This is a genomic window from Lysobacter korlensis (assembly GCF_042434515.1).
In genome coordinates this window covers 23,242-48,486 of the sequence record NZ_JBHLTG010000006.1, presented here as the reverse complement: position 1 = coordinate 48,486, position 25,245 = coordinate 23,242, and the positions used below count along the sequence as shown (strand labels likewise).

General features: G+C 67.3%; 20 protein-coding genes. 4 read left to right on the top strand and 16 right to left on the bottom strand.

From position 1 onward, the window contains the following. The first annotated feature begins 338 nt into the window (after positions 1-338). Positions 339-2,165: a family 43 glycosylhydrolase gene (locus tag ACFFGH_RS22465; protein WP_386672500.1), complete on the top strand. Its 1,827-nt coding sequence runs from the start codon at positions 339-341 to the stop codon at positions 2,163-2,165. A 318-nt stretch (positions 2,166-2,483) separates the two neighbouring features. Here ACFFGH_RS22465 and cofC read toward each other — a convergent pair whose 3' ends face one another. The 14 genes from cofC to ACFFGH_RS22390 all read right to left on the bottom strand — a co-directional run bounded on the left by cofC (position 2,484) and on the right by ACFFGH_RS22390 (position 18,562). Beyond that, on the bottom strand, positions 2,484-3,218 hold the full coding sequence (cofC, locus tag ACFFGH_RS22460; RefSeq protein WP_386672498.1) for a 2-phospho-L-lactate guanylyltransferase: 735 nt from the start codon (positions 3,216-3,218) through the stop codon (positions 2,484-2,486). Next, entirely contained in the window at positions 3,208-4,257 is a 1,050-nt protein-coding gene (gene cofD, locus ACFFGH_RS22455) for a 2-phospho-L-lactate transferase (protein ID WP_386672496.1), read from the bottom strand. Before cofD ends, cofC begins: the two co-directional genes overlap by 11 nt. Before the next feature lie 187 nt (positions 4,258-4,444). Beyond that, positions 4,445-5,059, bottom strand: a complete 615-nt coding sequence (locus ACFFGH_RS22450) for a nitroreductase family protein (protein WP_386672494.1) — start codon at positions 5,057-5,059, stop codon at positions 4,445-4,447. 118 nt (positions 5,060-5,177) lie between these two features. Next, positions 5,178-6,167 carry a class II fructose-bisphosphatase gene (gene glpX, locus ACFFGH_RS22445; protein ID WP_386672493.1) on the bottom strand — a complete coding sequence of 330 codons (990 nt, stop codon included), beginning with the start codon at positions 6,165-6,167 and terminating at the stop codon, positions 5,178-5,180. Then, positions 6,164-9,625 (bottom strand): phosphoenolpyruvate carboxykinase (GTP), encoded by a 3,462-nt coding sequence (locus ACFFGH_RS34510; RefSeq protein WP_446686164.1) that lies wholly within the window; start codon positions 9,623-9,625, stop codon positions 6,164-6,166. The genes glpX and ACFFGH_RS34510 overlap by 4 nt, the downstream gene beginning before the upstream one ends. A gap of 189 nt (positions 9,626-9,814) precedes the next feature. Then, positions 9,815-10,210, bottom strand: coding sequence for a RidA family protein (locus ACFFGH_RS22430; protein ID WP_386672492.1), 396 nt, complete (start codon positions 10,208-10,210; stop codon positions 9,815-9,817). 8 nt (positions 10,211-10,218) lie between these two features. Then, positions 10,219-11,061, bottom strand: coding sequence for an ABC transporter permease (locus tag ACFFGH_RS22425; protein ID WP_386672490.1), 843 nt, complete (start codon positions 11,059-11,061; stop codon positions 10,219-10,221). Beyond that, positions 11,058-11,897, bottom strand: coding sequence for an ABC transporter permease (locus ACFFGH_RS22420; protein ID WP_386672489.1), 840 nt, complete (start codon positions 11,895-11,897; stop codon positions 11,058-11,060). Before ACFFGH_RS22420 ends, ACFFGH_RS22425 begins: the two co-directional genes overlap by 4 nt. Beyond that, complete coding sequence (locus ACFFGH_RS22415) at positions 11,894-12,700, bottom strand: ABC transporter ATP-binding protein (protein WP_386672488.1); 807 nt, start codon at positions 12,698-12,700, stop codon at positions 11,894-11,896. Before ACFFGH_RS22415 ends, ACFFGH_RS22420 begins: the two co-directional genes overlap by 4 nt. Before the next feature lie 196 nt (positions 12,701-12,896). Further along, the gene (locus tag ACFFGH_RS22410; protein WP_386672486.1) at positions 12,897-14,111 is read right to left on the bottom strand and encodes an MFS transporter; all 1,215 of its coding nucleotides are present in this window, start codon (positions 14,109-14,111) and stop codon (positions 12,897-12,899) included. Between the two features lie 181 nt (positions 14,112-14,292). Then, positions 14,293-15,267, bottom strand: coding sequence for an LLM class flavin-dependent oxidoreductase (locus ACFFGH_RS22405; RefSeq protein WP_386672484.1), 975 nt, complete (start codon positions 15,265-15,267; stop codon positions 14,293-14,295). Next, on the bottom strand, positions 15,264-16,658 hold the full coding sequence (locus tag ACFFGH_RS22400) for a dihydroorotase (protein WP_386672482.1): 1,395 nt from the start codon (positions 16,656-16,658) through the stop codon (positions 15,264-15,266). Before ACFFGH_RS22400 ends, ACFFGH_RS22405 begins: the two co-directional genes overlap by 4 nt. Before the next feature lie 2 nt (positions 16,659-16,660). Further along, positions 16,661-17,602, bottom strand: a complete 942-nt coding sequence (locus tag ACFFGH_RS22395; RefSeq protein ID WP_386672480.1) for an alpha/beta hydrolase — start codon at positions 17,600-17,602, stop codon at positions 16,661-16,663. A gap of 246 nt (positions 17,603-17,848) precedes the next feature. After that, on the bottom strand, positions 17,849-18,562 hold the full coding sequence (locus ACFFGH_RS22390; protein WP_386672478.1) for a GntR family transcriptional regulator: 714 nt from the start codon (positions 18,560-18,562) through the stop codon (positions 17,849-17,851). A gap of 188 nt (positions 18,563-18,750) precedes the next feature. Between ACFFGH_RS22390 and ACFFGH_RS22385 the strand changes: the two genes are divergently transcribed. Genes ACFFGH_RS22385 through ACFFGH_RS22375 form a run of 3 tightly spaced genes read left to right on the top strand, consistent with a single transcriptional unit; the run spans position 18,751 to position 21,640 of the window. Further along, positions 18,751-19,743, top strand: a complete 993-nt coding sequence (locus ACFFGH_RS22385; protein ID WP_386672476.1) for a putative F420-0 ABC transporter substrate-binding protein — start codon at positions 18,751-18,753, stop codon at positions 19,741-19,743. Beyond that, the gene (locus tag ACFFGH_RS22380; protein ID WP_386672474.1) at positions 19,740-20,789 is read left to right on the top strand and encodes a putative F420-0 ABC transporter permease subunit; all 1,050 of its coding nucleotides are present in this window, start codon (positions 19,740-19,742) and stop codon (positions 20,787-20,789) included. The genes ACFFGH_RS22385 and ACFFGH_RS22380 overlap by 4 nt, the downstream gene beginning before the upstream one ends. Then, positions 20,786-21,640 (top strand): ABC transporter ATP-binding protein, encoded by an 855-nt coding sequence (locus tag ACFFGH_RS22375; RefSeq protein WP_386672472.1) that lies wholly within the window; start codon positions 20,786-20,788, stop codon positions 21,638-21,640. The genes ACFFGH_RS22380 and ACFFGH_RS22375 overlap by 4 nt, the downstream gene beginning before the upstream one ends. A gap of 83 nt (positions 21,641-21,723) precedes the next feature. Here the strand turns inward: ACFFGH_RS22375 and fgd are convergent, their stop codons facing one another. Both fgd and ppsA read right to left on the bottom strand, forming a co-directional pair. Then, positions 21,724-22,746, bottom strand: a complete 1,023-nt coding sequence (fgd, locus tag ACFFGH_RS22370) for a glucose-6-phosphate dehydrogenase (coenzyme-F420) (protein WP_386672470.1) — start codon at positions 22,744-22,746, stop codon at positions 21,724-21,726. 87 nt (positions 22,747-22,833) lie between these two features. Beyond that, the gene (gene ppsA / locus ACFFGH_RS22365; RefSeq protein WP_386672468.1) at positions 22,834-25,242 is read right to left on the bottom strand and encodes a phosphoenolpyruvate synthase; all 2,409 of its coding nucleotides are present in this window, start codon (positions 25,240-25,242) and stop codon (positions 22,834-22,836) included. Between the last annotated feature and the right edge of the window lie 3 nt (positions 25,243-25,245).

The window sequence follows — 25,245 nt, the reverse complement described above, 5'->3', positions numbered from 1 at the left end:
CAGCGGCCGAGACGAGCCGCTGATGCAGAGAACCAAGGCGCTCACCATACCGAATCGAGGTGAGGTGAAACGCTGATGGATGGCGGAAGCCGGCAAAGACCCCGCGGGGATCCGTGGCACAGCCGCCGACTGCCGGCGGGTGCGAGCGGGCCTGTTGACTCCGAAGCGCATTCCACTATCCTATAGGAAATACCCAACGGCTTGATTGGAATGACGACGGAGTCCTCTTCCACCGAAGGAAACACTCGTCGTCTCGCCCGCTTTGGGCAGCTGCGGAGCCGCACGGCTCCGTGCGCCTGCGCAGCATTCCTCTCACGCTTCGAGAAGGAAGGGCACACATGAAAACCGAAAGACGGATCACCAGAGCCGTCGTGGTCGCGGCAGCGATGCTGCTGGGCGCGGGGCTGATCACCCCGGCGTCAGCCGCGCCACCGTCGGGAGCGCAGGAGGTCGACATCGACCCTGCGGGCCAGCTCCCACTCACCGGGAACCTCAACCTGCACGACCCGACCATCTACAAGGACGGCGACACGTACTACGCCGCGGCGACCCATCGTGGAATCTGGTCGTCACCGAGTCTTGAGGGACCGTGGACCAACATCGGGAGCGTCACGGCTGCACCGTGGACCTCGGTCGCCGGGTACTCGGTGTGGGCACCGCACGTCCAGAAGATCGGCGACACGTTCTACTACTACTACTCGATCTCCGGATTCGGCTCGAACAACTCCGCCATCGGGCTGAAGACGACGAAGACGCCGGGCATCCCGTCGAGCTACGTCGATCACGGCGCGCCGATCGTCGCGTCCGGCACGCTGTCGGAAGACAACGCCACCTTCAACGCCATCGATCCGGCGCTCGAGCAGGACGAGGACGGCAACTGGTGGATGGTGTGGGGCTCCCACTTCGACGGGATCTTCATCCAGCAGCTCGACTCCGACATGGTCACGCTCGTTGGTGAGCGATACAAGGTCGCTGACCGTGAGAGCGAGGCGTTCCCGATCGACAACCCGAACTTCAACCGGATCGAGGGTCCGTCCGTCTTCAAGCACGGCGACTGGTATTACCTGCTGACGGCCTGGGACTGGTGCTGCCGCGGAAACGGCAACGACAACACGTACAAGATCGTGGCGGGCCGGTCGAAGAACATCCAGGGCCCGTACGTCGACAAGAACGGCGTCGACCTGGCTGAGGGCGGCGGCACGATCATTCTCAACAGTCGTCAGGCCCAGCCCGGCGTGACACCGTCGGGCCTCCACAGGGCCCCGGGCGCTCCGGACTACTTCTGGGAGGGCGACACCCTGTACATGTCGTACCACTCCTACCGCCCTGGCACCGTGATGGGGATCCGACCGATCAACTGGGACGGTGGCTGGCCGTTCTTCTATGAGCCGGGCGGCGGTCCCTATGACATCCGCGACAACGGCATCTACCAGCTCCGCATGCAGGGCGGCAGCATCGCCAGCCCTGGAAGCCTGCAGAACCCCACCGCCAGCAACAGCTGCCTGGAGGCCGGCGACGGCGACGTCCAGCTGGCCGCCTGCGCGGACGCGATCGGGCAGTACTGGATGTTGGAGCGGGAAGGCGACGGCTTCTACCGCTGGCGGAGCCTCGCAGGCGACCGGGATCTCTATCTGACGATGGAGAACCTCTCCGGCACCATCGGGACGCCGGTCGGCCTCGAGCCGCTCGACGGCAGCGATCGCCAGCTCTGGTACTTCGACGACACCGGCCACGGGTTCCACCGCCTGACCGGAAAGGGCTCCAACCTGTCGCTCGAGGTCGAGAACACCAACGGCGTCGTCGGCACCGAGATCGTCGGCAGCTACCGCCGCGACGGCGACCACCAGGCAGGCAACCTCACGCAGGCCGCGAAGTGGCCGCCGCAGCAGTGGCGAATCGAGACGATCGTCGACGACACGGCGCCCGAGGTGACCGCTTCGCTGGATCAGCAGCAGCGGATCGTGGTCGACGCGACCGACGACATCGCCGGTGTCGCGCTCATCGAGTACCGGGTCGACAAGAAGAACAAGCCGGCCGACGGATGGATCACGCTCGACGGTCCCATCCGGACGGACGCCGCGAGCGTCGTGACGATCCGCGCCACGGACGCGGCGGGCAACGTCAGCGAAGAGCTGGAGGTGACGCTGCAGGGCCTTCGAGGCTGATCTTCGGAGCATGAAGGGTGGCGACCCGCTGGGTCGCCACCCTTTCTGCATCCTGCAGCGTCAAGGGATGCTCAGAGCACTCGGGCCAGCCACCGACTCTCGCTCTACGATCGGGCAGGGAGCCGCACCGAGTGGCCTGCCAGCAGCGCGGCCTCCTGTTTGCCGCTCAGCGAATCGGTGAGCGTTTGGACTGCCCAGAGTCTCGGTGATCTCGAACTGCTGCGCGCCTCACGCCGTCACGGTTCGCCCGCGGCGGGCGTGACCGTTGCCCGAGCGGGCGCCGAGCCGCCGGCGCGTTCAGACTTCAGCGTGACCGCCTTAACCCGCCGGCTCTCCGATGGGCCGATCCACTACGGGCATTCGAGCGAGCGCGACCCGGGTGAACGGCCCCGGATGGAGAAGGGAGTCAAGATCTCGCGGTGCGTCCACATCACGGCGCAAGCCCGAGTTCCGGGGCAGCTCAAGCGCCACGAAGCCCGCAGCGGCATGTGCAGCGGCGGAGCCCTCGCCGAACAGCGGCTCAGCCCGGTAACCCGGTGAGACGGTGATCATCGTGGTGCCGGTGGATGCCGTATCCGGAAGGAATGCGCGGGGATGGGCTCGCGCCATGTCCAACGTCGCGGCGAGGTCGGCCGACCGCAGCGCGGGCAGATCACCGAGGACGACGGCGACATGAGTGTCGGCATCCGCAGCTCGTGCGTGGTCGATGCCCGCGCTGATCGCAGGGTTCAAGCCCGCTTTCGGGTCGGGGAGCACCGTGACGGGCACGCTCGCGACCCGTCCCTCGCTGCTTCCGGGGTAGGTGAGCAGGGAGAGCAGGTCCGGATCGCTCGAGACGACGACGAGTCCAGCGACGGAGGGCGTCCCAGCTACTGCATTGAGTGTGTCACGCAGCATTGCCACCGCGATGGCTGCCCGCGTCGAAGGATCGTAGCGTTCAGCAAGCCTGCTTTTCGCGTTCGCGGCGCCTTTGAAGGGAACGACAACGCGCCAACTGGTGTTTCGGAACCCCGGGTGCCGCGCTCGTTCCGCGCCAGAAGTGTCACTGGCCATGCCGTCGCCCCAGCTTCGCCATGCGGCTCTGCGACTCGGCAGCCGCGGCGTCCAGTGCCGCGCCCGCGAGGCAGGCGGAAGTGTCGAGGTCCCGCATCCACAGGGGCACCGCGAGCGCCCGGATGCCGAGTGCTCGAATTCGTCCGAGTATGGCGGCGTCCTCTTCGGCGACCAACCACGAGTCCAGGAGTCCACCGTCCACGCGACCGCCATAGTGGGCGGCTACTGCGAGTGCAGACGTCTCCACACCGATGGCGGTCAAGCAGGCATCCGCCATACCCCGCACGGCTGCGCCCGCGATGATCGGCGACACCCCGACCACCGGGGCGGTCGCGGCTCGCACCGCCTCCCGCAAACCGGGAATCGAGAGGATCGTCCCGATGGAGACCACCGGGTTTGACGGGGCGAGGATGATGGCGTCGGCACCGGCGATGGCGTTGAGCACGTGCGGTGTGGGCCGCGCGGACTCGATGCCCAGCTGTTCGAAGCCTGAGGCGCGCAGACCGGCACGGTACTTGACCCACCACTCCTCGAAGTGGATGAGGGATTCCGAGGATGCGCCGGGCAAGGTCACCCGAACGTGCGTCTCGACCGGGTCGTCGGAGGCGGGCAGCAGGCTCACGGGCAGCCCGGCACCGCCTCGCCATCGTGCTGAGAGCTGCGCGGTCGCCTCGGTCAGGGTCAGCCCGTCGCGAAGCAAGGCGGACCGCGCGATCAGCGTGCCGAGGTCGAGGTCGCCAAGGGTGAACCAGGGCCAGCCGACCCCGTAGGCGTTCAACTCGTCCGCGACGCGCTCAGTCTCGCCCGCGCGACCCCAGCCGCGGGTCGTGTCGTTCACGCCGGCGAGGGTGTACATCATCGAGTCGAGATCGGGGCAGAGCCGCAACCCGGCAATCCAGGCGTCGTCGCCGGTGTTGACGACAGCGGTCACGGACGGCCGCGTGATGACGTCCGGGTATCTCCGCTCCAGTTCGGCGACGAGACCGCTCGTGAAGCGCGAGCCGCCCACACCCCCTACCAGGACAACGATGCTGCGCACCCGTCGAGCGTACGTGCGTTCCGGCCCCTCCGGGCCTGAATCAACGTCCCGGCGTTCCGGGCCGCCCTTCAACACGGTGAGCGGCCTGACGACTGATCGGCGCTGCCGGATGTGGCGTTCGTGACGGCCGCCGACCGGACCGCCGGCGGGCGCGGCCGTGACCCCGATGAGCAAGCCTTGCGGGCAGTCACCCCGACCACCGGCCGCGGTGGATGACGTCATCGGCAAGGCGGCGCTTTCTCGTGGCCGCCGATCCTCGCACTTGCCCGGCCCCGTCAGCGTGACCCACGGTGATCGCCCCGACCGGAGTGTACTGGGAGGGGACACCGAACGCGGCGCGCAGTGCCGCAACGCGACCCTCGGGAATTCCGAAGAAGCAGGCGCCGAGTCCCTCATCGACTGACGTCAGGAGGATCAGCAACGACGCCATACCCGCATCGACGTGCCAGTAGGGCACGGGCCAGCGCGTCTCATCTCGATCGGTCCATCCCTTATCCGCCTCGGCATACCGATCCAGGTACGCCCCTTTCGACGACAACGGCACGATCACGACCGGCGCGCTCCGCATGCCACGGAGCCAGGGATCGGGCTCTGCGGCTCTGGACGGCGGCGTCGCCGCCTCCCAGAAGAGGTCCACATCGGCGCGCTGCTCGAGAACGAGAAACGCCCAACCCTGGGTATGACCGGCGCTCGGTGCTCGAACCGCGTTCCGCAGCAACCGGTCCACTGACGTCCCGTCCACTGGCGCGGACGAGTAGCGTCGCACCATCCGTCGTTTCCGCACGACTTCGCCGAACTCCATAGCCCGATCATCCCCCGCGCATGCACCGAGGAGCGACACGCCCAGCGGTACGCGCCGGCACGTGACCGTCCAGCCGCAGATGGGGAAGGCGAGCGAGATCAGCGATCACAACGGTCCCCTACTCGTCGAGCCACTTCTTGGCGGGGTGCTCGGCGTTCACACGCCGGACGGTGCCGGAGCGTGAGCGCAGCACGATGCTCTCCGTGCGAATGATCGGCCCCCTGCGCCTCACGCCTGCCACCAGCCCGCCGTCGGTGACACCGGTCGCGACGAAGAAGGTGTCGTCGCTTCGAACCAGATCGTCTGCCTCATAGACGTGCTCGAATCTGAGGCCGGCGTCGAGACCCCGTTGCTTCTCGTCGTCGGTCAGCGGCGCCAGTCTGCCTTGCATGAAACCGCCGAGCGCCTTGATCGCGCACGCGGTCGCGACACCTTCCGGGCTGCCGCCGATCCCCACGCACAGGTCGATGCGCGACCCGTACATGGCGGCGTTGATGCCGGCCGCGACATCCCCGTCAAGAAGCAGCCGAGTGCCGGCACCGGCCGCCCGGATGTCGTCGATCAGTTGAGCGTGACGCGGTCGGTCAAGCACGGCGACGCGCAATTCGCCGACATCCCGCTTTGTTGCCGCGGCGAGAGCCCGGATGTTCTCCCCGATCGGCTCGCGGATGTCGATCACGCCGACAGCCTCCGGCCCGCCGACGAGCTTGTCCATGTAGAACACGGAGGAGGCGTCGAGCATCGATCCTCGGTCTGCGACCGCGATCATCGACAACGCGTTCTGGCGACCCGCCGCCGTCAACGACGTGCCGTCGATCGGATCCACCGCGATGTCGCACGCCGGCCCGACTCCCGTTCCCACCCGCTCACCGTTGAACAGCATCGGCGCCCGGTCCTTCTCACCCTCGCCGATCACAACCGTTCCGTCGAACGACACGGTGCCGAGGAACTTCCGCATCGCGTCGACCGCCGCCTTGTCGGCCGCGTTCTTGTCGCCCTTGCCGATGTACGGCGTCGCCCGGATCGCAGCCGCCTCGGTCGCGCGGACCAACTCCATCGCCAGGTTGCGGTCCGGATGGAGGTACAGGTCTCCTGCGTCGGGCGTCACACGCTCACCACTTCGATCGGGTTGGCGCTCGGGCGGTGGGCGCGGCCGCGTCGCTGCCTCGCGACGGTCGCAGCTGCAGACCTCGGGAACACCGGCGGGTGCACAGCCGCCATCTCCTCCAGCACCCGGACCACCTGATGGGTGTAGCCGTACTCGTTGTCATACCAGACGTAGATGACGACGTTCTCGCCTTCCGCGATCGTGGCAAGGCCGTCGACGATGCCGGTCTGCCGCGCCCCGACGAAGTCCGTGGACACCACGTCCGGTGACTCGACGAAACCGACCTGACGCTGCAACGGGGAGGTCAGCGCAGTGGCACGAAGCATGCCATTGAGCTCGTCGACCGTTGTCGGGCGGGACAGCTGCAGGTTGAGCACCGCGATGGATACGTCCGGGGTCGGCACGCGGATGGCGTTGCCAGTCAGCCGGCCGGCGAGCTGCGGGAGTGCCTTCGCGACGGCCCGCGCCGCGCCCGTCTCGGTGAGCACCATGTTGAGACCCGCCGCCCGGCCACGACGGTCCGCCTTGTGATAGTTGTCGATGAGGTTCTGGTCATTCGTGAACGAGTGGATCGTTTCGATGTGCCCACGCACCACCTGGAACTCGTCGTGAACGGCTTTCAGCACCGGTGTCACGGCGTTCGTCGTGCAGGATGCCGCCGAGAGAATGCGGTCGTCGTCCGCGATCTCCGTGTGATTGACGCCGTGCACGATGTTCTTGAGGGCCCCCTTCCCAGGCGCCGTCAGCAGCACCCGGCCGACCCCGGGGCACGAGAGGTGCTGACTGAGTCCCGCCTCATCGCGCCATCTGCCGGTGCTGTCAACGAGGATCGCGTCGTCGATGCCGTACCGCGTGTAGTCGATTGCGCCCGGATCGTCACTGTAGATGACCTGGATGAGGTTGCCGTTCGCGAGGATCGTCTCCCGCTCCTCGTCCACGGTGATGGTGCCGTCGAACGGACCGTGAATCGAGTCACGCCGCAGAAGGCCGGCGCGCTTGCGCAGATCGCCCGGTCCGTTGCGCCGCACGACGATCGCCCGCAACTGCAGCCCCGCCCCGCGCCCGGCATGACTCACGAGGATCCGTGCGACAAGGCGGCCGATGCGGCCGAAACCGTACAGGACGACATCCCGTGGTCCCCGCTCCGGCGCGGCGGACTCCTCGCCTGCGGAAACGAGCGCGCGTCTCAGGTGATCGGGAAGCGACAGCTCCGGGTCCACATGCCGCTGCGCGCGGTAGCCCGCCAGCAGTGCAGCCAGGTCGATGGATGCTCCCCGAACGTCCAGATCGACAAGCGTTCTGAGCGCAACTGCGGTGTCTGCCACCGGCAACTCGGTTTCCTCGATGTGCCGCCCGAAGCGGTGGGCTTTGATCAGGTCGATTGCGGACTGGTTCACCAGAGTGCGCCCGTACAGCGACGTGACGACGTTCCGGTCGCGATGCAAGAGCCCGATCAGGGGAACCATCTGCTCCGCGATCGCCTGCTTGGCGGCCCATTCGTCGAGGTGCCGCACGTGGTCGGGGCGTGATGCGGTCACGCCGCCCCCCGTAGCGACCGACGTGTCGTCCGGTCCGCTGTTCGTCACCCGGCGGACTGCCTCCTGACCACGCCCTGAGGACGGCACCAGCTCGCTCAACCGGTTCTCGAGCCGGCCCAGCTGTGCGACGAGGGGTTGGGGAAGCCTGTCTCCGAACTGCTCGAAGAATCGGCGGATCTCGTCCGCCTCCTCGAACCAGCTGTGGGGGTCGACTGCGTTGAGCTCATCCCAGGCGTCCGCCTCGACACCGGTGTCGTTGAGGTCCACGTCCCCGCGATGCGGAAGGAGTCCGAGTGGGGTGTCGCGTGCGCCGACCTCGCCGGCGATCCGGTTGCAGATCCACGCAAGCACCCGGATGTTGTCGCCGAAGCCTGGCCAGAGGAAGTTTCCCTCCGCATCCTTCCGGAACCAGTTGACCTGGAAGACTCTGGGCACCTTGCCGCGGGACCGGAGCAGCTTGCCCATCTGAAGCCAGTGGTTGAAGTAGTCCGCCATGTTGTACCCACAGAAAGGCGACATGGCGAACGGGTCGCGCGCGAGTTCGCCGACCGTGCCGTCGGCTGCAGCAGTACGCTCTGAGGAGATCGTGGCCCCGAGGAACACCGAGTGTTCCCAATCGCGGGCCTCCATCACCAGCGGCACATTGTCTGCGCGTCGACCCCCGAAGATCAGCGCGTCGATGACAACGCCCTCGGGGTCATCCCACCCACTCGCCATGCTCGGGCACTGTGCGGCAGCGACGGTGAAGCGGGCATTGGGATGCGCGGCGGGACGGTCGGCGTCGAGCGTCCACGGTTCGCCCTGCCAGTCGGTGAGGCGCTCGGGTGCGACCTCCGTCATTCCTTCCCACCAGACGTCGCCGTCCTCTCGGAGCGCCACGTTCGTGAAGATCGTGTGACCCCAGAGAGTCTCCATCGCAACCGGGTTGGTGGCGGTACTCGTGCCGGGCGCCACCCCGAAGAAACCCGCCTCTGGGTTGATGGCCCGGAGCCGTCCGTACTCATCGACGCGCATCCATGCGATGTCGTCGCCGATCGTCTCCACTTTCCAGCCTGGCAGCGCCGGCTTCATCATGGCCATATTGGTCTTGCCACAGGCGCTCGGGAACGCGGCAGCCAGGTGGAAGACCCGGCCTGCGGGCGAGGTCAGCTTCACGATGAGCATGTGCTCGGCGAGCCAGCACTCGTCGCGCGCCATCACCGACGCGATTCGAAGGGCGAATGACTTCTTCGCCAGCAGCGCGTTGCCTCCATATGCGGAGCCGTACGACCAGATCTCTCTCGTCTCGGGAAAGTGGGAGATGTACTTGGTTTCATTGCAGGGCCACGCGGTGTCCACCTGGCCCGGCTCAAGTGGGCATCCCACCGAGTGGACTGCGCGCACCCACTGTGTGTCCGGGCCGATCCGGCGCAGCGCGGCCTCGCCCATCCGCGTCATGATCCCGATGCTGACGACCACGTACGGCGAATCGGTGATCTGCACGCCGAGCTTCGCGAGCGGTGATCCGAGCGGCCCCATGGAGAATGGCACGACGTACATCGTGCGGCCGCGCATGCTGTCCTGCATCACGCCCCGGAGCGTGGCACGCATCTCGGCCGGGTCGCGCCAGTTGTTCGTCGGGCCGGCGTTCTCCTCGTGCGGGGTGCAGATGAAGGTCCTGTCCTCCGATCGCGCCACATCATCCGGATGGCTTCGCGCGAGGAAGCTGTTCGGACGATAATCCGGATCGAGCTGCACCAGGGTGCCGGACTCGACCATGTGGCCGAGAAGGAGCCTCCGCTCACTCTCCGACCCGGTGCACCAGACGACGCGGTCGGGCGAAGTGAGGTCCGCGATCTCGTCGACCCACCTCACGACCGACGGTTCGGCAAGGACTGCCAGCGAGTCGGCCGGCGCGGCGTCGTCTTCGATACAGGTCATCGACACACTCCTTCGGTGAATTCCAGTTCTCATTGTGACGACCATCCGGGATTTTGGATCCAAGTGTGGGCCGAAAGATTGCATGTTCTTTCCGAAGTGGGAAGAATTCCGACTGGCCGAACAGCCGCATGTCGTCCCCTCACCGGTTGCCCGCTCCAGCGACTGGCAGCGGACCAGCGATCGACGCGGTCAGTCGGGCAGGACGGCCATCGCCTCGATCTCGAAGAGGTAGTCCGGATTCGCGAAACCTGCCACCTGGACGAGCGTGCTCACCGGGAAGTCGCTGCTGAAATAGCGCGCTCGCACCGCGCGCAGCTGCTCACGGTGAAGGCGGAAGTCCTCGCGAAGGTACACCGTCACCTTCACGACGTCTGCCATCGACCCGCCGGCCTCGTTCAGAACCTTCTCGAGGTTCTGGAATGCCACGTCGGCCTGATCGACCGCCTGTTGCGGCATGGTCCCGTCCAACCGGTATCCGACGATCCCGCTCACAAAGAGCAAGGAGCCGCCGGTGACCTTGATCGCCTGGCTGAAGTCGGCGGTGGGCGCATAGATCGAGGAAGGGTTGATGATTCGCTTCTCCACTGGCGGCGTCACCCCGCCCCGACAGCGCCCGGTTCATACCACGGCGCGAGACGGCGGCGCAGTGCGCCGATCAATAGGAGAGTGGCGTTGGCGATGATCACCATGACGAGGACCATCGCCATCGCTTCGTCCATGCGGAAGTCGAAGGCGGCCCGTTCGAGCAGGTGTCCCAGCCCTCCGGAGCCGCCCAGGAACTCTCCAAGCACTTCTCCTGTGAAGCCCAGTGCAGCGCCTCGCTGGATGCCCGAGAGGCTGTACGGGAGCGTCGCGGGGAGAATCACCTTCGTGCCCAGAGCCCACCCGTTGAATCCGAACACGCGTCCGGCGTTGACGAGGGAAGCACTGACGGTGACCGCGCCCTCCATGGTGTTGAGAATGATGGGGAACACTGCGAGAAGGATCACCAGTGCGATCTTCGATTCGCTGCCCAACCCGAGGATCAGAATGAAAAGCGGTGCAAGCGCGACCTTCGGGGTCGAGTAGAGGATCCAGAGGAAGGGAGCGACGGTGAACCGCAGCACGGGGAACCAGCCGACCGACAGTCCTACGATGAGGCCCACGACGATCGCGATGACCAACCCGATCAGGACGTTCCCGAGGCTGAATGCGAAGGACCCCCAGAAGTCGTCCCGGAGGACGAGCTGCACGAATGCGGCACCGATCGCGCTCGGCGGCGGGAGGAAGACAGATGGCACCAGCGCCAGCCAGGAGACGGCTGCCTCCCAGACGAGCAGGATCGCGGCGACGACCGCTGCGAGGAGCAGATTCCACTTGAGCCCGTTCCCGGTCAGCGATGGACGGTCTGGCTGCACGCGTGCGCGCGGCGCCGGGAGCTTCGTTCCGAGGGTCACCGTACTGCTCCTGCCCGGGTCCAAGGTGCGACCAGCCGCTGGACACCGGTGATCGCCTGCGTCATGCCCACACTCCACGCGACGACGATGATGATCGCTGCGAATGACTGATCGGTCTGATATGTGTTCGCCGAACGGATGATGACCGCACCCATCCCGACCGACGACCCGGTGAGCTCCGCAACGATCAGACCGATGGTCGCCATGACTGCTCCTTGCCGCAGCCCGGCGAACAGGAACGGGATCGTCGATGGGAGGTAGACCCTGGTGTAGAGCTGCAGGCGGGACGCCCCGTACACACGGGCAGCACGCAGCAGCGACGGGTTGGTGGTCCGTATGCCGGCCGCCACGTTCAACAGGATGGGGAATACAGCAGAGATCGTGACAAGGAAGATCACCGGCCCCGCCCCGAACCCGAACCAGGCCTTGCTCAATGGCTGGTATGCCACCGCCGGGGTCGCGTAGATCGTCCAGGCGATCGGACCGAAGACCCGGTCCATCGGCACCGACGTTCCCATGAGCAGTCCGAGCGGCAGCCCGATTGCGATAGCGAGCCCGAACCCGATGAGCCACGCCTGCAGAGAGGCGAGGGCGTTGGGTGCAAGCGCTCCGGCTTGGAGCAGCTCACCGAAGCCGGTTGCTATGTCGAGCGGCGAAGGCAGGAACACCGGATTGATCCAGCCGAACACGCCGACCGCAAGCTCCCAGAGGATGAGCACAGTGAGAACCTCGACGGCGATGACGGCCGCTTTTCCCTTGGTGTCGAGGCGCGCCAGCCATGCCCCGACCCCGCGGGTCGCGCGAGGCCCACTGACGCGCGTGAGAACGGAGGTCACCGCAACTTCACCGCCTCATTGGCCTCCTGCTGCAGCACGTCCCAAAGGTGATCGCGCAACTCGATGTACCGCCGGTCCCCTTGAGCACCGCGCTCCGAGCGCGGTCGCTCCATCTTCGTCTCCACGATCTCCAGAACGGCACCCGGCCGGCTCTTGAACACGACGATCCTGTCGCCGAGGAGGATCGCCTCCTCGATCGAGTGGGTGATGAACACGACCGTCTTGCCGGTCGCCAGGAACAGCCGCTCGATCTCCTCGCGCATCACCTCCCGGGTCAGCGCGTCGACGGCGCCGAGAGGCTCGTCCATGAGCAGGATCCTGGGTTCCGCCACGATCGCACGAGCGAGTCCGACGCGTTGCTGCATTCCACCCGAAAGCTCACGGGGGTATGACTTCTCGAATCCCCTGAGGCCCACCATCTCGATCGCCCCGGCGACCTTCGATGCCGTGTCGGACGCCCGCGATCGCTGCATCTCGAAGCCGAACCGGACGTTGTCCTCCACCGTGCGCCACGGCATGAGGGCGTAGTCCTGGAAGACGACCGCCCGGTCGGGGCTCGGGCCCGCCACCGGCTCCCCGTCGATCAGCACCGATCCTTCGGTGGGGGGCACGAGTCCGGCGATGACGTTCATCACTGTGGTCTTGCCGCAGCCGCTCGGGCCGAGCACCGTGATGAATTCACCCTCCCGGACCGTGAGGTTGACGTCCTCGACCGCGGTCATGATGCGCCCGCGTGTCGGATAACGCACGGTCAGCCCTGACACCTGGATGAGCGGCTGTTTCTCCTGGAGCGCCGTGTTCACGTGTGCCGCACCTTCCTTCGCCTGGAACGTCCTCGTCGACGCGTCCACTTCAACGACACTAACGGATCACGGAACCGTGATCCAGACATTTTGGATACTGGATACGACATTTTGTCTTCGCGATCGATGCGGTAGTCCGGAACGGAATGGTCCTCCAGGCAGCCTTCCGCTGCCGTGGATCCGCAGCTGTGCGCGTTCAGCGGCCCTCTCGTCCGGGGGGCGACTCCGAGTCGCCTCCTGGCCGGCCCGCCAATCCCGCCGCGATGAATGGCACGGCCGCCAGCGCGAGAAGCGACGCGCCGCCGATCATCGCGATCGTTCCCCCAACCGAGAGGAATCCGGACGCGAGGGCGCCCACGCCCGGGGCGGTCAGCTTGCCGACGTTGCGGATGGTGCCGGTGAGGCCGATGAACGCGGATCTCGCATCGGGTGGCGCTGCCAGGCTTGCGGTCACGTTGTTCAGCACAGCGATGATCCCGTCGCCGACACCCCACAGCAGCAGAAGCACCGTCAACCAGCCGGCTCCGGGCGCCACGACCACCAGGACGAGCGGTGCGCCGGACAGGAGGAGCGCGACCACAGTGCAAGCCGGAATGGAGAGCCTTCGGAGAATGCGAGGTGTCGCCGCCGCCGAGACCGTAGCAAGGAGGCCCGCCGCGCCCACCACAAGGCCAACCGCGGCGGCCGACATGCCATGATCCCGCCCGGCGAAAAGCGGGAAGTAGGTCAGGACCGCGAACTTCAGGAAAAAGCGCACGAAGCCCGGTGCCTGCACGGCACCGGCGAACGGTGTTCGCAAGGCCTTGAGCGCAGACCCCGCCGATGCGCCCGACGCGCGCGGCACCGCGCCCCGAGCCGGGAGCGCCGCGGCGCAGGCGACTGCCGCAGGCAGTGCCAGCGCCTGCAGCCAGAAGACCGAGAACTCACCCGCCAGAACGATGAGGACGCCCGCCACGACCGGCAGCACCGACTCCCCCAGCGACATCGCCACTACGCGGCGGCTCTGCGTACGGGCCAACTCCGCCCTACCGCTGGCGTCCGCAAGCGCCGCGATGGTGAGCGCCAGCACGGCGCCGAACGCGGCGCCCTGCACGGTGCGGACGACGAGCAGCACGGGGAAGCTTCCCTCGAGCGCCAGCATCACGCCTCCCGTGCCGAAGAGCGTCAGCGCCCAGGCCAGCACCGCCCGGGTGCCGAAGCGGTTCGCCAGCACGCCGGAGGGGAACGAGGCCACCGCAGCAGCGACCACGTACACGAGCATGATCAGCGAGACCCCGGCATCGTCCAACCCGAGAGAGTCCTGCAGACCCGGCAACGCCGGAGATATGCCCTGCACGCCAGTGAGCACCACGACGCTCGCCGCGACGACCGTGACCTCCACGCGACGCTGCACCTGCCGGCCCTTTCTCACGCGGCTGCAGGGGGCGCGCATCCAGCCCCGCACCCCTCATGACCGTCCCGAGATCAGCCCGCCTGTCACTGGGCGAACGCTCGTGCACCGCCGCGAGGGCGGTCGCCCAGTACTGCACCGCGACCGTCGCGTCGGCTCCGCCCGCATCCGAGGCGGAGGGCCGCCGGCAGGCGCCCGCGCCTCAGCGGAAGCGGGGAAGGATCTCGCTGCCGAACAGCTCGATCTGGTCGAAGTAGCGGTCGAACTTGAAGCGGAAGTCGAACACCAGGTGCTCGACACCGAGCGCCTCGAACTTCTTGATCTCCTCCACCGCCTCGTCAGGGTTGCCGACGATGAGCTGCCCTTCGAGATCCTCGACGGTCTCGAACTGGCCCGACGGCGGCTTGACCGCGAACTTGGCCTTGTTCGCCCAGGCAAGCAGGCCTGGGATGTTGACGTGCTTCAGCGCCTCGTCCCGGGTGCGCTCGATGCTCGTCGGGGGAATGACGGCGACGGTCGGCATCGCCTTCTCCTGCTCCGCAGAGAGCGCGCGCATGGTGTCGATCCGCTTCTCCAGGGTCGCCAGCGAGATGCGTCCGGGCATCCAGCCGTCGCAGAAGTCGACGGCGAGCCGGGCCGAGCGGGGCGTGGCGCCGCAGTACCAGAAGGGAACGCGCCCACCCACCGGCTTCGGCTCGATGGAGACGTCCTTGAAGCTGAAGACGCCGTCGTCGTAGTCGACTTCGTTCTCGACGAAGACCCGCTTCAGAATCTCCGCGTTCGACCGGACGAGCTCGACTCGGTCGTAGTCCCCCCAGCCGATCGCCTCGAACTCGTGGTCGAACGTTCCGGCGCCGAAGCCGAGGATCAGGCGCGGCCCGAGCAGCTGGGTCATGGTACCCGCCATGAGCGCGGTCACCAGCGGATGGCGGAACGGGATGAGCGAGCCGGTTCCCAACTCGAGATTCTCGGTCACGGCACCGATCGCGGTCAGCGTCGTGAGCGCGTCGTAGAAGGTGCGGTTCGGCTTCTCCATCTCGCCGTGCGGCTCGAATACGAGATGATCACGCACCCACACGGAGTGGAAACCCGCCTCTTCGGCGAGCTGCGAGCCGCGGAGCAGCTTGTCCTTGCTCGCCTCTTCACCGAAATGGGGCAGCAGCAGACCGAACTTCATGACTTGGTTCCTTCCTGGACCCGAGGGGTCGCCTTCTTGCCGTGACCCGGCTCACCGACGACGGCGCCGTCGGCGAATACTTCCTGACCGCGGACGAATGTCCGGACGATGTCGGCGGTCATCGCCCGCCCGTCGTACGGCGTCCAGCCGATCTTCGAGAGCACGCCGTCGTTCGTGATGGTCCACTCAGCGTTGGGATCGGCGATGACGAGATCCGCGTCCGCGCCGACCTCGATCGATCCCTTCACGCCTTCGAGGCCGAACGACCGAGCAGGAGCGCCGGCGACCAGCTCGACCACCCGCTCCAACGTGAGCTGACCCCGATTGACGGCGTCCAGCAGAAGCGGGTAGTAGTACTGAATCCCCGGGGTTCCGGTGTGGGAGCTCCACATCTGCGTCCACCCGATCTCCTTCTCCTCACGGGTGTGCGGGGCGTGGTCCGACGAGCACATGTCGATCGTGCCGTCGCGCATGCCCTCCCATACGGCGTCGCGGCCCTCGTCCGGAACCCAGTACGACAGCGCGTACGGCCCGAGTGTCTCGACGTCGTTCCACTGCGAGAGGAAGGGAGCCCAGTGATTGACCTCGCCGGTCACGTCGATCCCCCGCGCCTTCGCACGCCGGACCGCCTCGATCGACCGGGCGGTCTGCAGGTGGGCGATGTGAATCTTGCATCCGGATGCCTCGGCGAGACGGATGACGACGTCGACGGCGGTGTCCCAGATGACGCCGTTGCGGGCGGCATAGGCGCTCGCGTACCCCTGTGGCGTGTTCTCCCCGCGCTCCAGGTACTCGCCTTCGATGTAGTCCATCAGCGCCTGATCGTGGGGGTGGATGATGAACCGAAGACCGGTCTTCGCGATCTCGTCCATCATCGCGAGCAGGCGGCCGTGGTCGTGCTCCCCCGTCCCCGCGGGATGCGGGTAGGTGCGGCCGGTGTCGACGACCATGTAGATCTTGTACGCCCGGATCCCCATGTCGGCCATCAGCGGGACCTGGTCGAGCTTGGTGGGAGCGGGATTGTGGTTCCAGTCGACGAGCGAGCTGCGCGCATACCGTTCGAACACGTCGTCGAGGGTTTCGGTGTCGACGGTCGGCGGGTTCAGGTTGGGCATGCCGAAGATCGTCGTCACTCCGCCGACCGCGGCCTGCCGCGTCGTCGTGAGGATGTCCTCCTTGTGCTCGAACCCGGGCTCGCGCGTGTGCACGTGCACGTCTACCATCCCTGGCAGCACGAGTTTCCCCGTCGCATCCACGGTCCGCATGGCGTCCGCCGCGGCGCCGGGCTCGATCACGCCGGCGATCACGCCGTCCTTCACGACCACGTCTGCGGTTCTGCGGCCGTCCGGTGTGACGACCTCGCCTCCGGCGATTCGCAAGTCATACGTCATGTTCAAGCCTCCTGGGTCTCGAGGGTGTTGCCGTCGGCCGCTCCGCTGGAGCGAACGACGAGGTTGGCGGGGCGCACGTAGCGGTCGAACCAGTCGACGATCCGGGGCGTCGTCTGCTCCCAGTACCGGTCGTACGCGGCGTAGTGCGTCGTGTGGTTCTGCATGATGAGCGTCTTCGGGCCGCGGGCCGCCTCGTAGAGGGCGACGGCGTGGTCGGTGGGGGTCGTGGCATCGCCCGCCACACCGATGACCATCAGCGGAGTCTCGAGACGTCCGGCGGCATCGATCGGACGGTAGGCGAGGATCTCCTCCGCGTTGGCAAGCGAGATGGCGCTCGGGATCCGATCGTCGACGTCGGCCTTGATGGTGGTCGCACGACGCTCCGGGGTCGGCACCATGATCTCTTCCCGAGGGTGGACCAGGCGCCCCTCGCCGGTCGTGACCCTGAGCTTGCGATCCTCATCAAGTGCCTTCAGGAACGCGAGCCACTCGTGCTCCTGGCGCATCCGGTGCAGCCAGTCCGTGCCGTCGGAAACCGGCACCTGGCTGACCGCAGCCTTGATCCGGGGATCGGCATCCGCCAGCAGGATCGCGTTGCCCCCGCCCGTGCCGCCGGTGCCGAACACGCCGATCGCGTCCGCGATCACGTCGTCACGAGTCGTCAGGTAGGTGACCGCGTTGACCAGGTCCTGGAGCTGCCGGTTGGGCGAAAGCACTCCTCGGTCGCCGGCGGAGTCGCCGAACCCGCGGTAGTCGAAGACCAGAACCGCGAAGCCCGCGGCGACCAGGGCTTCGTGATAGCGCACGTACAGCTTGGCGTCTTTGAGCCCGAGCCACCCGGGTCCCTGGACGATGGCCCGGTAGGGCCCGGCAGCGTCTGGGGTGCGCCAGATGCCCGCGATCTGGTCTCCCTCGCTGAAGAAACTGACGTCGGTGCTGATCATGTAGATGGCGCTCCTGGCATTTTTGGATACTGGATACAGTGCGTGAACGCAGTCTACCGATTTGCCGCCGCCGCGCCACCCCTCTGCGCATATTGACCGGCGCCTGAGCGATGACGCCGGCGATACGACCACCGGCGTGGGGGCGGGTCCACGACGCAGTCCTGCACGTGCCGCGGTGCACGTGCACCGGGCGTGCCGACGGAGCCCCCGGGGTGTCGCACACTCTCCGCGGGCCGGCAGAGGAGGTCAGGCCTCTGGTTCAGCGCCCGACTGCTGGCCCGACTCGACGGCGAGCACGCGCAGCACCCCGTCACGGACGGCCTCGAGATGCTGCTTCAGCAGCTTCTGCGCCGCGGCCGAGTCACCGGCCGCGATGACTTCTGCCAGCGCCTGGTGCGAGTGCGCATGCTCGCCGATGACGCGCCAGCCGAGCATGTACCGCCCGAGCTGGAGCCGGAGATCCTCGATGTGCTCGACGAGGAGGGTCGACTGGGAGCCGCCGTACAGCTCGCGGTAGAACTCCACGCGAGCCGAGACGAAGTCGGTGCCCTCTGTTTTCGCATCCGCCACGATCGCCAGATCTCGAAGCCGCGCTGCACGCTCAGGGGTCATCGACTTCATCGCCCGACGGAGTGCGTGCCCCTCGAGGAGTGCTCGGAGCTCATAGATCTCGTGTACCCGCTCCACCGAGAGCGTCTTGACGACCGCCCCGCGGCGATCCCGGAGCTCCACCAGGCCGTCCGCCTCGAGCTGGATGAGCGCTGAGCGGACGGGCTCGCGGGAGACGCCGATCGCCTCCGCCAGCGTCTCCTGGCGCAGCTTGGCGCCTCCCGAAAGGCGACCCGTGAGGATGGCATCCCGCAGCACCTCGTACACCATCACTCCCACCGACCGGTACCCCGAGTTCGCGCGCTGCGCGATCTCGCGCAAGCCGGCCAGCGCGACGTCGGTATCGCTCAACGGTGCCCCGCTTCCCCCGAGCGAACGTCGCCCGGTAGATTCTGGATCCAAAATACGGTTTGTCTGGTTAGAATGCTGTTGTCGAACCGCCGGTTGATCTTACCGGTGCGACTGCCTCCGATTTGAGCAGTGTTCACATGAGTCCGCGATCGCGGCCATCCCGTCTCACCATTCTCGGAGGCTCTGCCATGCAGCATTCTCTCAATCCCCTCCTGCCGTCCGCTGTTGCCGTCCTCTTGCTGTCCGGATGCGCCGGCGCGCACGCGGATGGCCCGAGCACTGCCGCCCCCGCCACTTCCGGCGGTGGAGCCGCCGCGACCATCGACAACTGCGGCTTCGAGGTCGAGCTCGGCAAGGCCCCGGAGCGGATTCTCGCGATCAAGTCGACCAGCCTGGAGATGCTCCTGGCGCTGGGGCTCCACGACCGGATCGTCGGCAGCGCCTTCCTCGACGGCCCGGTGCCGGCGGAGTGGGAGGACCGGGCGTCTGACGTGCCCCTGCTGGCGGAGCAGGTGCCGAGTCAGGAGACGGTGCTCGAGGCGGAGCCGGACTTCGTCTTCGCCGGCTGGGAGAGCAATCTCACCGCCGATGGTGCCGGAGAGCGCGCGACGCTGCGGGAGTTCGGGATTCGCACATATGTAGCGCCCTCCGCGTGCAGGACCGAGGGGTACGTGCCCGACCCGATGACGTTCGACCTGCTGTTCGACGAGATCCTGCAGGCCGGGGAGGTGTTCGGCGCGGCTGACGCCGCGAAGCAGCTCGTCGCGGAGCAGCGCACCACGCTGGAGAGCCTGGTCCCGTCGAGCGACGGATTGACCGCGCTCTGGTACTCGTCCGGGACGGACACCCCCTACGTCGGAGCAGGCTCGGGGGCGCCGCAGATGGTGCTCGACGCCGTCGGCTTGGAGAACATCGCCGCCGGGGCCGACGGCGCTTGGACCTCGTACAGCTGGGAAGCCATCGTGGACGCGAATCCCGACGTCATCGTTCTGGTCGACGCCGCGTGGAACTCCGCCGACATGAAGATCGCGATGCTCAAGTCAGACCCCGTCACGGCTGCCCTGCCTGCCGTGCAGCAGGACCGGTTCCTGATCGTGCCGTTCCCCGCAAGCGAGGCCGGAGTTCGGACCGTGGACGCCACTGCCGACCTCATCCAACAGCTCGAGACTCTCGGCCGATGACGGCGGTCGCTGCGAGGAATCGTCCCCGTGCGACCGGCAGGCGAATCGGGGCTGCGCCCGGAATCGGCGCGGTGCTGGGGGCCGCGCTCGTCGGCTCGGTGACAGTCGCCGTGACGTTCGGCGCCGCCGGGATCAGTGCGTATGAGGTCTGGGCGAGCATTCTCGCTCACGTGGGCGTCGGCGGAACGGAGCTCTCGCCGCTCCGGGACGGGATCGTGTGGGAACTCCGGTTCCCACGGGTGCTGACATCGGCCGCAGTCGGCGCGGGGCTCGGCCTCAGCGGTGTCGTGATGCAGGCGGTCACTCGGAACGCGCTTGCAGATCCCTACCTGCTGGGACTGTCATCCGGCGCCTCGCTGGGCGCAGTGGCGGTCATTCTCCTCGGCGCCACGATGCTGCTGCCGGTCGCCGCCTTCCTCGGGGCGATGCTCGCGCTGGCCGCCACGCTCGGGCTCGCCTCCATCGCCGGTGCGCTGACGCCGTCGCGCACCGTGCTCGCGGGCGTGGCTGTGAGCGCCATCGGCTCCGCCGGCACATCGTTCGTCATCTTCTGGACAGCGACCGGTGACTCGTACCGGGAGATATTGGGCTGGCTGCTCGGCTCCCTGTCTGGCGCGCGGTGGCCGCACGCAGCCCTGGCGATCGGCGCTGTGGTGGTCGTCGGGGTGCCGATGCTCCTGATGTCCAGACGGCTCGACGCGTTCGCATTCGGCGACACGATCGCAGCAAGCCTCGGCGTGGGCGTCGGGGCGACGCGATGGGGACTTCTCTGCGTCTCCGCCCTCCTGACGGGAGCGATGGTGTCGGTGAGCGGCGCGATCGGGTTCGTCGGGCTGGTCGTGCCGCACGCCGTCCGCCTGCTTGTCGGCTCATCTCACCGGGCCGTGCTGCCGCTGTCGGCGCTCACCGGGGCCCTCGTGCTGGTGTGGTCCGACACGCTGGCCCGCTCGCTGTTCGACCCGCGCGAGCTGCCGGTGGGAATAGTGACCGCCCTGCTGGGCGCCCCGTTCTTCGCATGGGTCCTCTCCAGAAGGAGCACAGCATGACGCAACCGACAGCCGCTTCCAGCAGTACGCCCGCCGCGGCATCCGGCCTCCGCGTAGATGGACTCACGGTGTCGGTGAACGGCCGCACCCTCGTCGATCAGGCGACGTTCGCAGCACCGGCCGGAAAGGTCACCGCCCTGATCGGTCCGAACGGCGCCGGGAAGACGAGCGCAATCCGGGCCATCACCGGTGCTACGCGTCCGGACTCCGGCGTGATGGAGCTGGACGGCGCGTCACTGATTCGCATGCGACGTCGTGAGCGTGCCCGGCGGGTGGCACTCGTCGAGCAGGACGCCGCATCCGTGCTCCCCTTGACGGTCGCCGCGGTCGTCGGCCTCGGCCGCATCCCGCACGAAGCCGCCTTCACATCGAGCTCCGCGCGGGACGCGACGATCGTCGACGAGTGCCTGCAGATCGTCGGCATGGAGAAGTTCGCCGATCGGTCGTTCGACACACTGTCGGGCGGGGAGCGGCAACGTGTGCATTTCGCCCGCGCGCTCGCACAGGAGCCACGGCTGCTGGTGCTCGACGAGCCGACGAATCATCTGGACCTCGCAGCCCAACTGCGCGCCCTCGAAGTGCTCAGGACACGTGCCGCGGGCGGAACCGTCGTGCTGGCCGCACTGCACGATCTCAATCTGGTGGCCGCGTTCTGCGACCGCGTGGTGGTTCTCGCCGCCGGACGCGTCCTCGCCGAAGGGGACGTCGAAGACGTGCTCGATGCGCAGCTGATCGAGGGCGTCTATGGGGTGTCAGCCACGGTGCTGCGCTCTCCGGACAGCGGTCGGCCGCTGTTCGAATTCCAGTCCCGGCTCCCTGGGCCGGCCCGCTCGCCTATTCCGACCGTCTGAGCGTCGGGAGCCGTCCGCAGATCGCCGGCATGCCGGGCCGGTCGGTGGCGCGCCGCTCCCCGGCCGGCGCGCCACTTCCCGGATCACGCCAGCGCGCGGAGCCTCGGAGCCAGATCTCGTTCGAACAACTCGAGGAACCGGCGCTGGTCGTGGCCGGGCCCGTGGAAGACGAGGTGGTTGAAGCCCCACTCGACGTACCGGGCGACCGCCGCGACGACCTCTTCGGGATCGTTTCCGACGATCCAGCGCGAGGCGATCTTCTCGATCGGCAGCGCGTCGGCGGCTCGCTCCATCTCCACGGGGTCGTCGATGGAGTGCTTCTCCTCGGCGCTCAGCGAGAGCGGGGACCAGAATCTCGTGTTGTTCAGGGCCACATCCGCGTCGGTGTCGTACGAGATCTTGATTTCGATCATCCGGTCGACCGACGCAGGGTCCTTCCCTGCCACGGTCGCACCTTCCGCGACGGCAGGCAGCAGCTTGTCCACGTAGAGCTCGGCCCCCTTGCCGGAAGTGCAGATGAAGCCGTCGCCGGCGCGGCCGGCATACTTCGCCACGACGGGACCGCCGGCGGCGATGTACACGGGGATGCCCCCCTCCGGCCGGTCGTAGATGCTCGCGTCCTGTGTGCTGTAGTACTCACCTTCGAAGCTGACCCGGTCGTCCGCCCACAGCGCACGCATCAGCTGAACGGACTCACGAAGGCGGGCGAACCGCTCCTTGAATTCCGGCCAGTCCTGCGGGCCGGCGCCCCGGAACCCGGTCGCGATCTCGTTCAGCGCCTCCCCCGTGCCGACCCCGAGCATGATGCGCCCCGGGTACAGGCAGCCCAGCGTGGCGAACGCCTGCGCGATCACCGCCGGGTTGTACCGGAAGGTCGGGGTCATCACGGAGGTGCCGATCTGGATGGTCGAGGTGCGCTCGCCGACGGCCGCCATCCAGGCGAGGGAGAACGGCGCATGCCCACCGGTGTGGCGCCACGGCTGGAAGTGATCGCTGACCGCGACGCTCTCCATCCCGTGGCCCTCCGCCGCGACGGCGATCTCCACGAGTTCCCGAGGATCGAACTGTTCTGCGGACGCCTTGTAGCCGAGCTTGAGTGGTAGCACCGATTCTCCCGTCAGTTTTGGATTCTGGATACAGTTTCTCGCGTTTTGCTCGTGTTGGGAAGAGCGGGGACGCAAGAACGGGTGGAATCACGCCGGCTGGACAGAGCGGGCCGGCTCACCCCCACCGGGTCGCACGCCGGACGCCAGCCGATGCCAGGTCTCCACGACCGTGTCCGGGTTGAGGGAGATCGAGTCGATACCCTCACCGAGCAACCACTCCGCGAAGTCCGGGTAGTCGCTCGGTCCCTGTCCGCAGATTCCGATGTACTTGCCGCGTGCCTTCGCCGCCCGGATCGCAAGGGAGAGCAGACGCTTCACGGCGGGGTCGCGCTCGTCGAATGCACCGGCGACCAGCCCGGAATCGCGGTCGAGACCGAGCGTCAGCTGTGTCATGTCGTTCGACCCGATCGAGAAGCCGTCGAAGTGGTCGAGGAACTCGCTCGCCAGGATCGCGTTCGAGGGCAGCTCGCACATCATCACGATCTCGAGACCGTTCTCGCCGCGGACCAGGCCGTTCCGTGCAAGCAGCGCAATGACTCCCTCCGCCTCGGCCAGGGTGCGCACGAACGGCACCATGAGCTTGACGTTGGTGAGACCCATCTCATCGCGGACGTAGCGGATCGCCTCACACTCCATCGCGAAGCACTCTGCGAAGCCTGGGGAGAGGTAGCGCGAAGCACCGCGCCAGCCGAGCATGGGGTTCTCCTCCTGCGGCTCGTGAGCTTCGCCGCCGAGGAGGTTCGCGTACTCATTCGATTTGAAGTCGGACATCCGCACGATGACGGTCCGGGGTGCGAACGCGGCCGCGATCATTGCCACGCCCTCCGCCACCCGGTCGACGAAGAACCGCCGTGGGCTTGCGTGCGACTGCACGACGGACGCGACCTTGGACTTGAGCGGCTCCTCGAGTCGATCGAACTCGAGCAGCGCCTTCGGATGAACCCCGATCTGGCGATTGATGATGAACTCCAAGCGGGCGAGACCGACCCCGGCGTTCGGCAACTGCGCGAAGGTGAACGCCTGGTCGGGTGTGCCGACGTTCATCATGATCTGCACCGGCAGATCCGGCATGTTCCCGAGATCGCTTTCTTCGACGACGTATGGCAGCACCCCCTCGTAGACGAAACCGGAATCGCCTTCCGCGCACGAGACCGTGACCGGCTGACCGGTGGCGAGCAGCTCCGTCGCCGAACCGGTCCCGACGACGGCGGGGATTCCGAGCTCGCGAGCGATGATGGCGGCGTGGCAGGTGCGCCCGCCCCGGTTGGTGACGATGGCGGAGGCACGCTTCATGATCGGCTCCCAGTCCGGATCCGTCATGTCGGCGACCAGCACCTCGCCGGCCATGAACCCCTCCATCTGCTCGATGGAGTCGAGGACCCGGACGCGTCCAGCGCCGATCTTCTGCCCGATGGCGCGCCCCTCGATGAGCACACGCCCGCCGGCTTCAAGCCGATACCGGGTGAGTCGGCCCGCCTCGCGACGCGACTGAACCGTCTCCGGCCGGGCCTGCACGATGTACAGGCGGCCGTCGATGCCGTCCTTCGCCCACTCGATATCCATGGGCCGGCCGTAATGATCCTCGATCAGCAGCGCGAAGCCTGCGAGCTCGGAGACCTCGCCGTCGGTGAGGGAGAGCCGGTTCGCTTCGGCGGGACCGACCGGGACGATCGAGGTGGTGCGTCCGACCGCCATGTCCGGGCTGTAGATCATCTTCACGGCTTTGGAGCCGACCGAGCGCTTCAGCACCGCCGGGCGACCGGCGCGCAACGCCGGCTTGTAGACATAGAACTCGTCCGGGTTCACCGCACCCTGAACGACCATCTCGCCGAGACCGTAGGACGATGTGACGAAGACGGCGTCCTGAAATCCGGACTCGGTGTCCATGGTGAAGAGCACACCGGACGAGGCGAGGTCGGAGCGGACCATACGCTGTACGCCCGCGGACAGGGCGACGGCGGCGTTCTGGTAGCCATGGTGCACCCGATAGGCGATGGCACGGTCGTTGTAGAGAGAAGCGAACACTTCGTGCGTCGCGCGGATCACGGCGTCCGCCCCGCGGATGTTGAGGAAGGTCTCCTGTTGACCTGCGAAGGACGCGTCCGGCAGATCCTCTGCCGTCGCCGAGGACCGCACCGCGAACGAGCGCTGCTCGTCGCCGTCGGCCAGTGTCTCGTATGCGGACCGGATGTCTCGCTCGAGTGCCGTCGGAAACGGTTCCGACATGATCGCTTCCCTGATCCGAGTGCCGGCCGAGCTCAGGGCGCCGATGTCATCGACCTCGAGTCCCTGCAGTATCGCGGCGATCCGATCCGCCAGTCCGGTGTCCGTCAGGAAAGAGTCGAACGCGGCGGCTGTCGTGGCGAACCCGAAGGGGACGGAGACGCCGAGATGGGCGAGACTGCTCACCATCTCTCCCAGGGAGGCGTTCTTGCCGCCGACACGGTCGACGTCGGCCATGCCGATCTCGTCGAACCAAAGAATGTTCTCGGTCATCTG

What these genes read in the sequence shown, in the direction of transcription:
- ACFFGH_RS22405 (WP_386672484.1), bottom strand. Translation starts at nt 15,267, where the DNA reads ATGAAGTTCGGTCTGCTGCTGCCCCATTTCGGTGAAGAGGCGAGCAAG.
- ACFFGH_RS22465 (WP_386672500.1), top strand. Translation starts at nt 339, where the DNA reads ATGAAAACCGAAAGACGGATCACCAGAGCCGTCGTGGTCGCGGCAGCG.
- ACFFGH_RS22380 (WP_386672474.1), top strand. Translation starts at nt 19,740, where the DNA reads ATGACGGCGGTCGCTGCGAGGAATCGTCCCCGTGCGACCGGCAGGCGA.
- ACFFGH_RS22375 (WP_386672472.1), top strand. Translation starts at nt 20,786, where the DNA reads ATGACGCAACCGACAGCCGCTTCCAGCAGTACGCCCGCCGCGGCATCC.
- cofC (WP_386672498.1), bottom strand. Translation starts at nt 3,218, where the DNA reads ATGGCCAGTGACACTTCTGGCGCGGAACGAGCGCGGCACCCGGGGTTC.
- ACFFGH_RS22450 (WP_386672494.1), bottom strand. Translation starts at nt 5,059, where the DNA reads ATGGAGTTCGGCGAAGTCGTGCGGAAACGACGGATGGTGCGACGCTAC.
- ACFFGH_RS22395 (WP_386672480.1), bottom strand. Translation starts at nt 17,602, where the DNA reads ATGATCAGCACCGACGTCAGTTTCTTCAGCGAGGGAGACCAGATCGCG.
- ppsA (WP_386672468.1), bottom strand. Translation starts at nt 25,242, where the DNA reads ATGACCGAGAACATTCTTTGGTTCGACGAGATCGGCATGGCCGACGTC.
- ACFFGH_RS22385 (WP_386672476.1), top strand. Translation starts at nt 18,751, where the DNA reads ATGCAGCATTCTCTCAATCCCCTCCTGCCGTCCGCTGTTGCCGTCCTC.
- ACFFGH_RS22400 (WP_386672482.1), bottom strand. Translation starts at nt 16,658, where the DNA reads ATGACGTATGACTTGCGAATCGCCGGAGGCGAGGTCGTCACACCGGAC.
- ACFFGH_RS34510 (WP_446686164.1), bottom strand. Translation starts at nt 9,625, where the DNA reads ATGACCTGTATCGAAGACGACGCCGCGCCGGCCGACTCGCTGGCAGTC.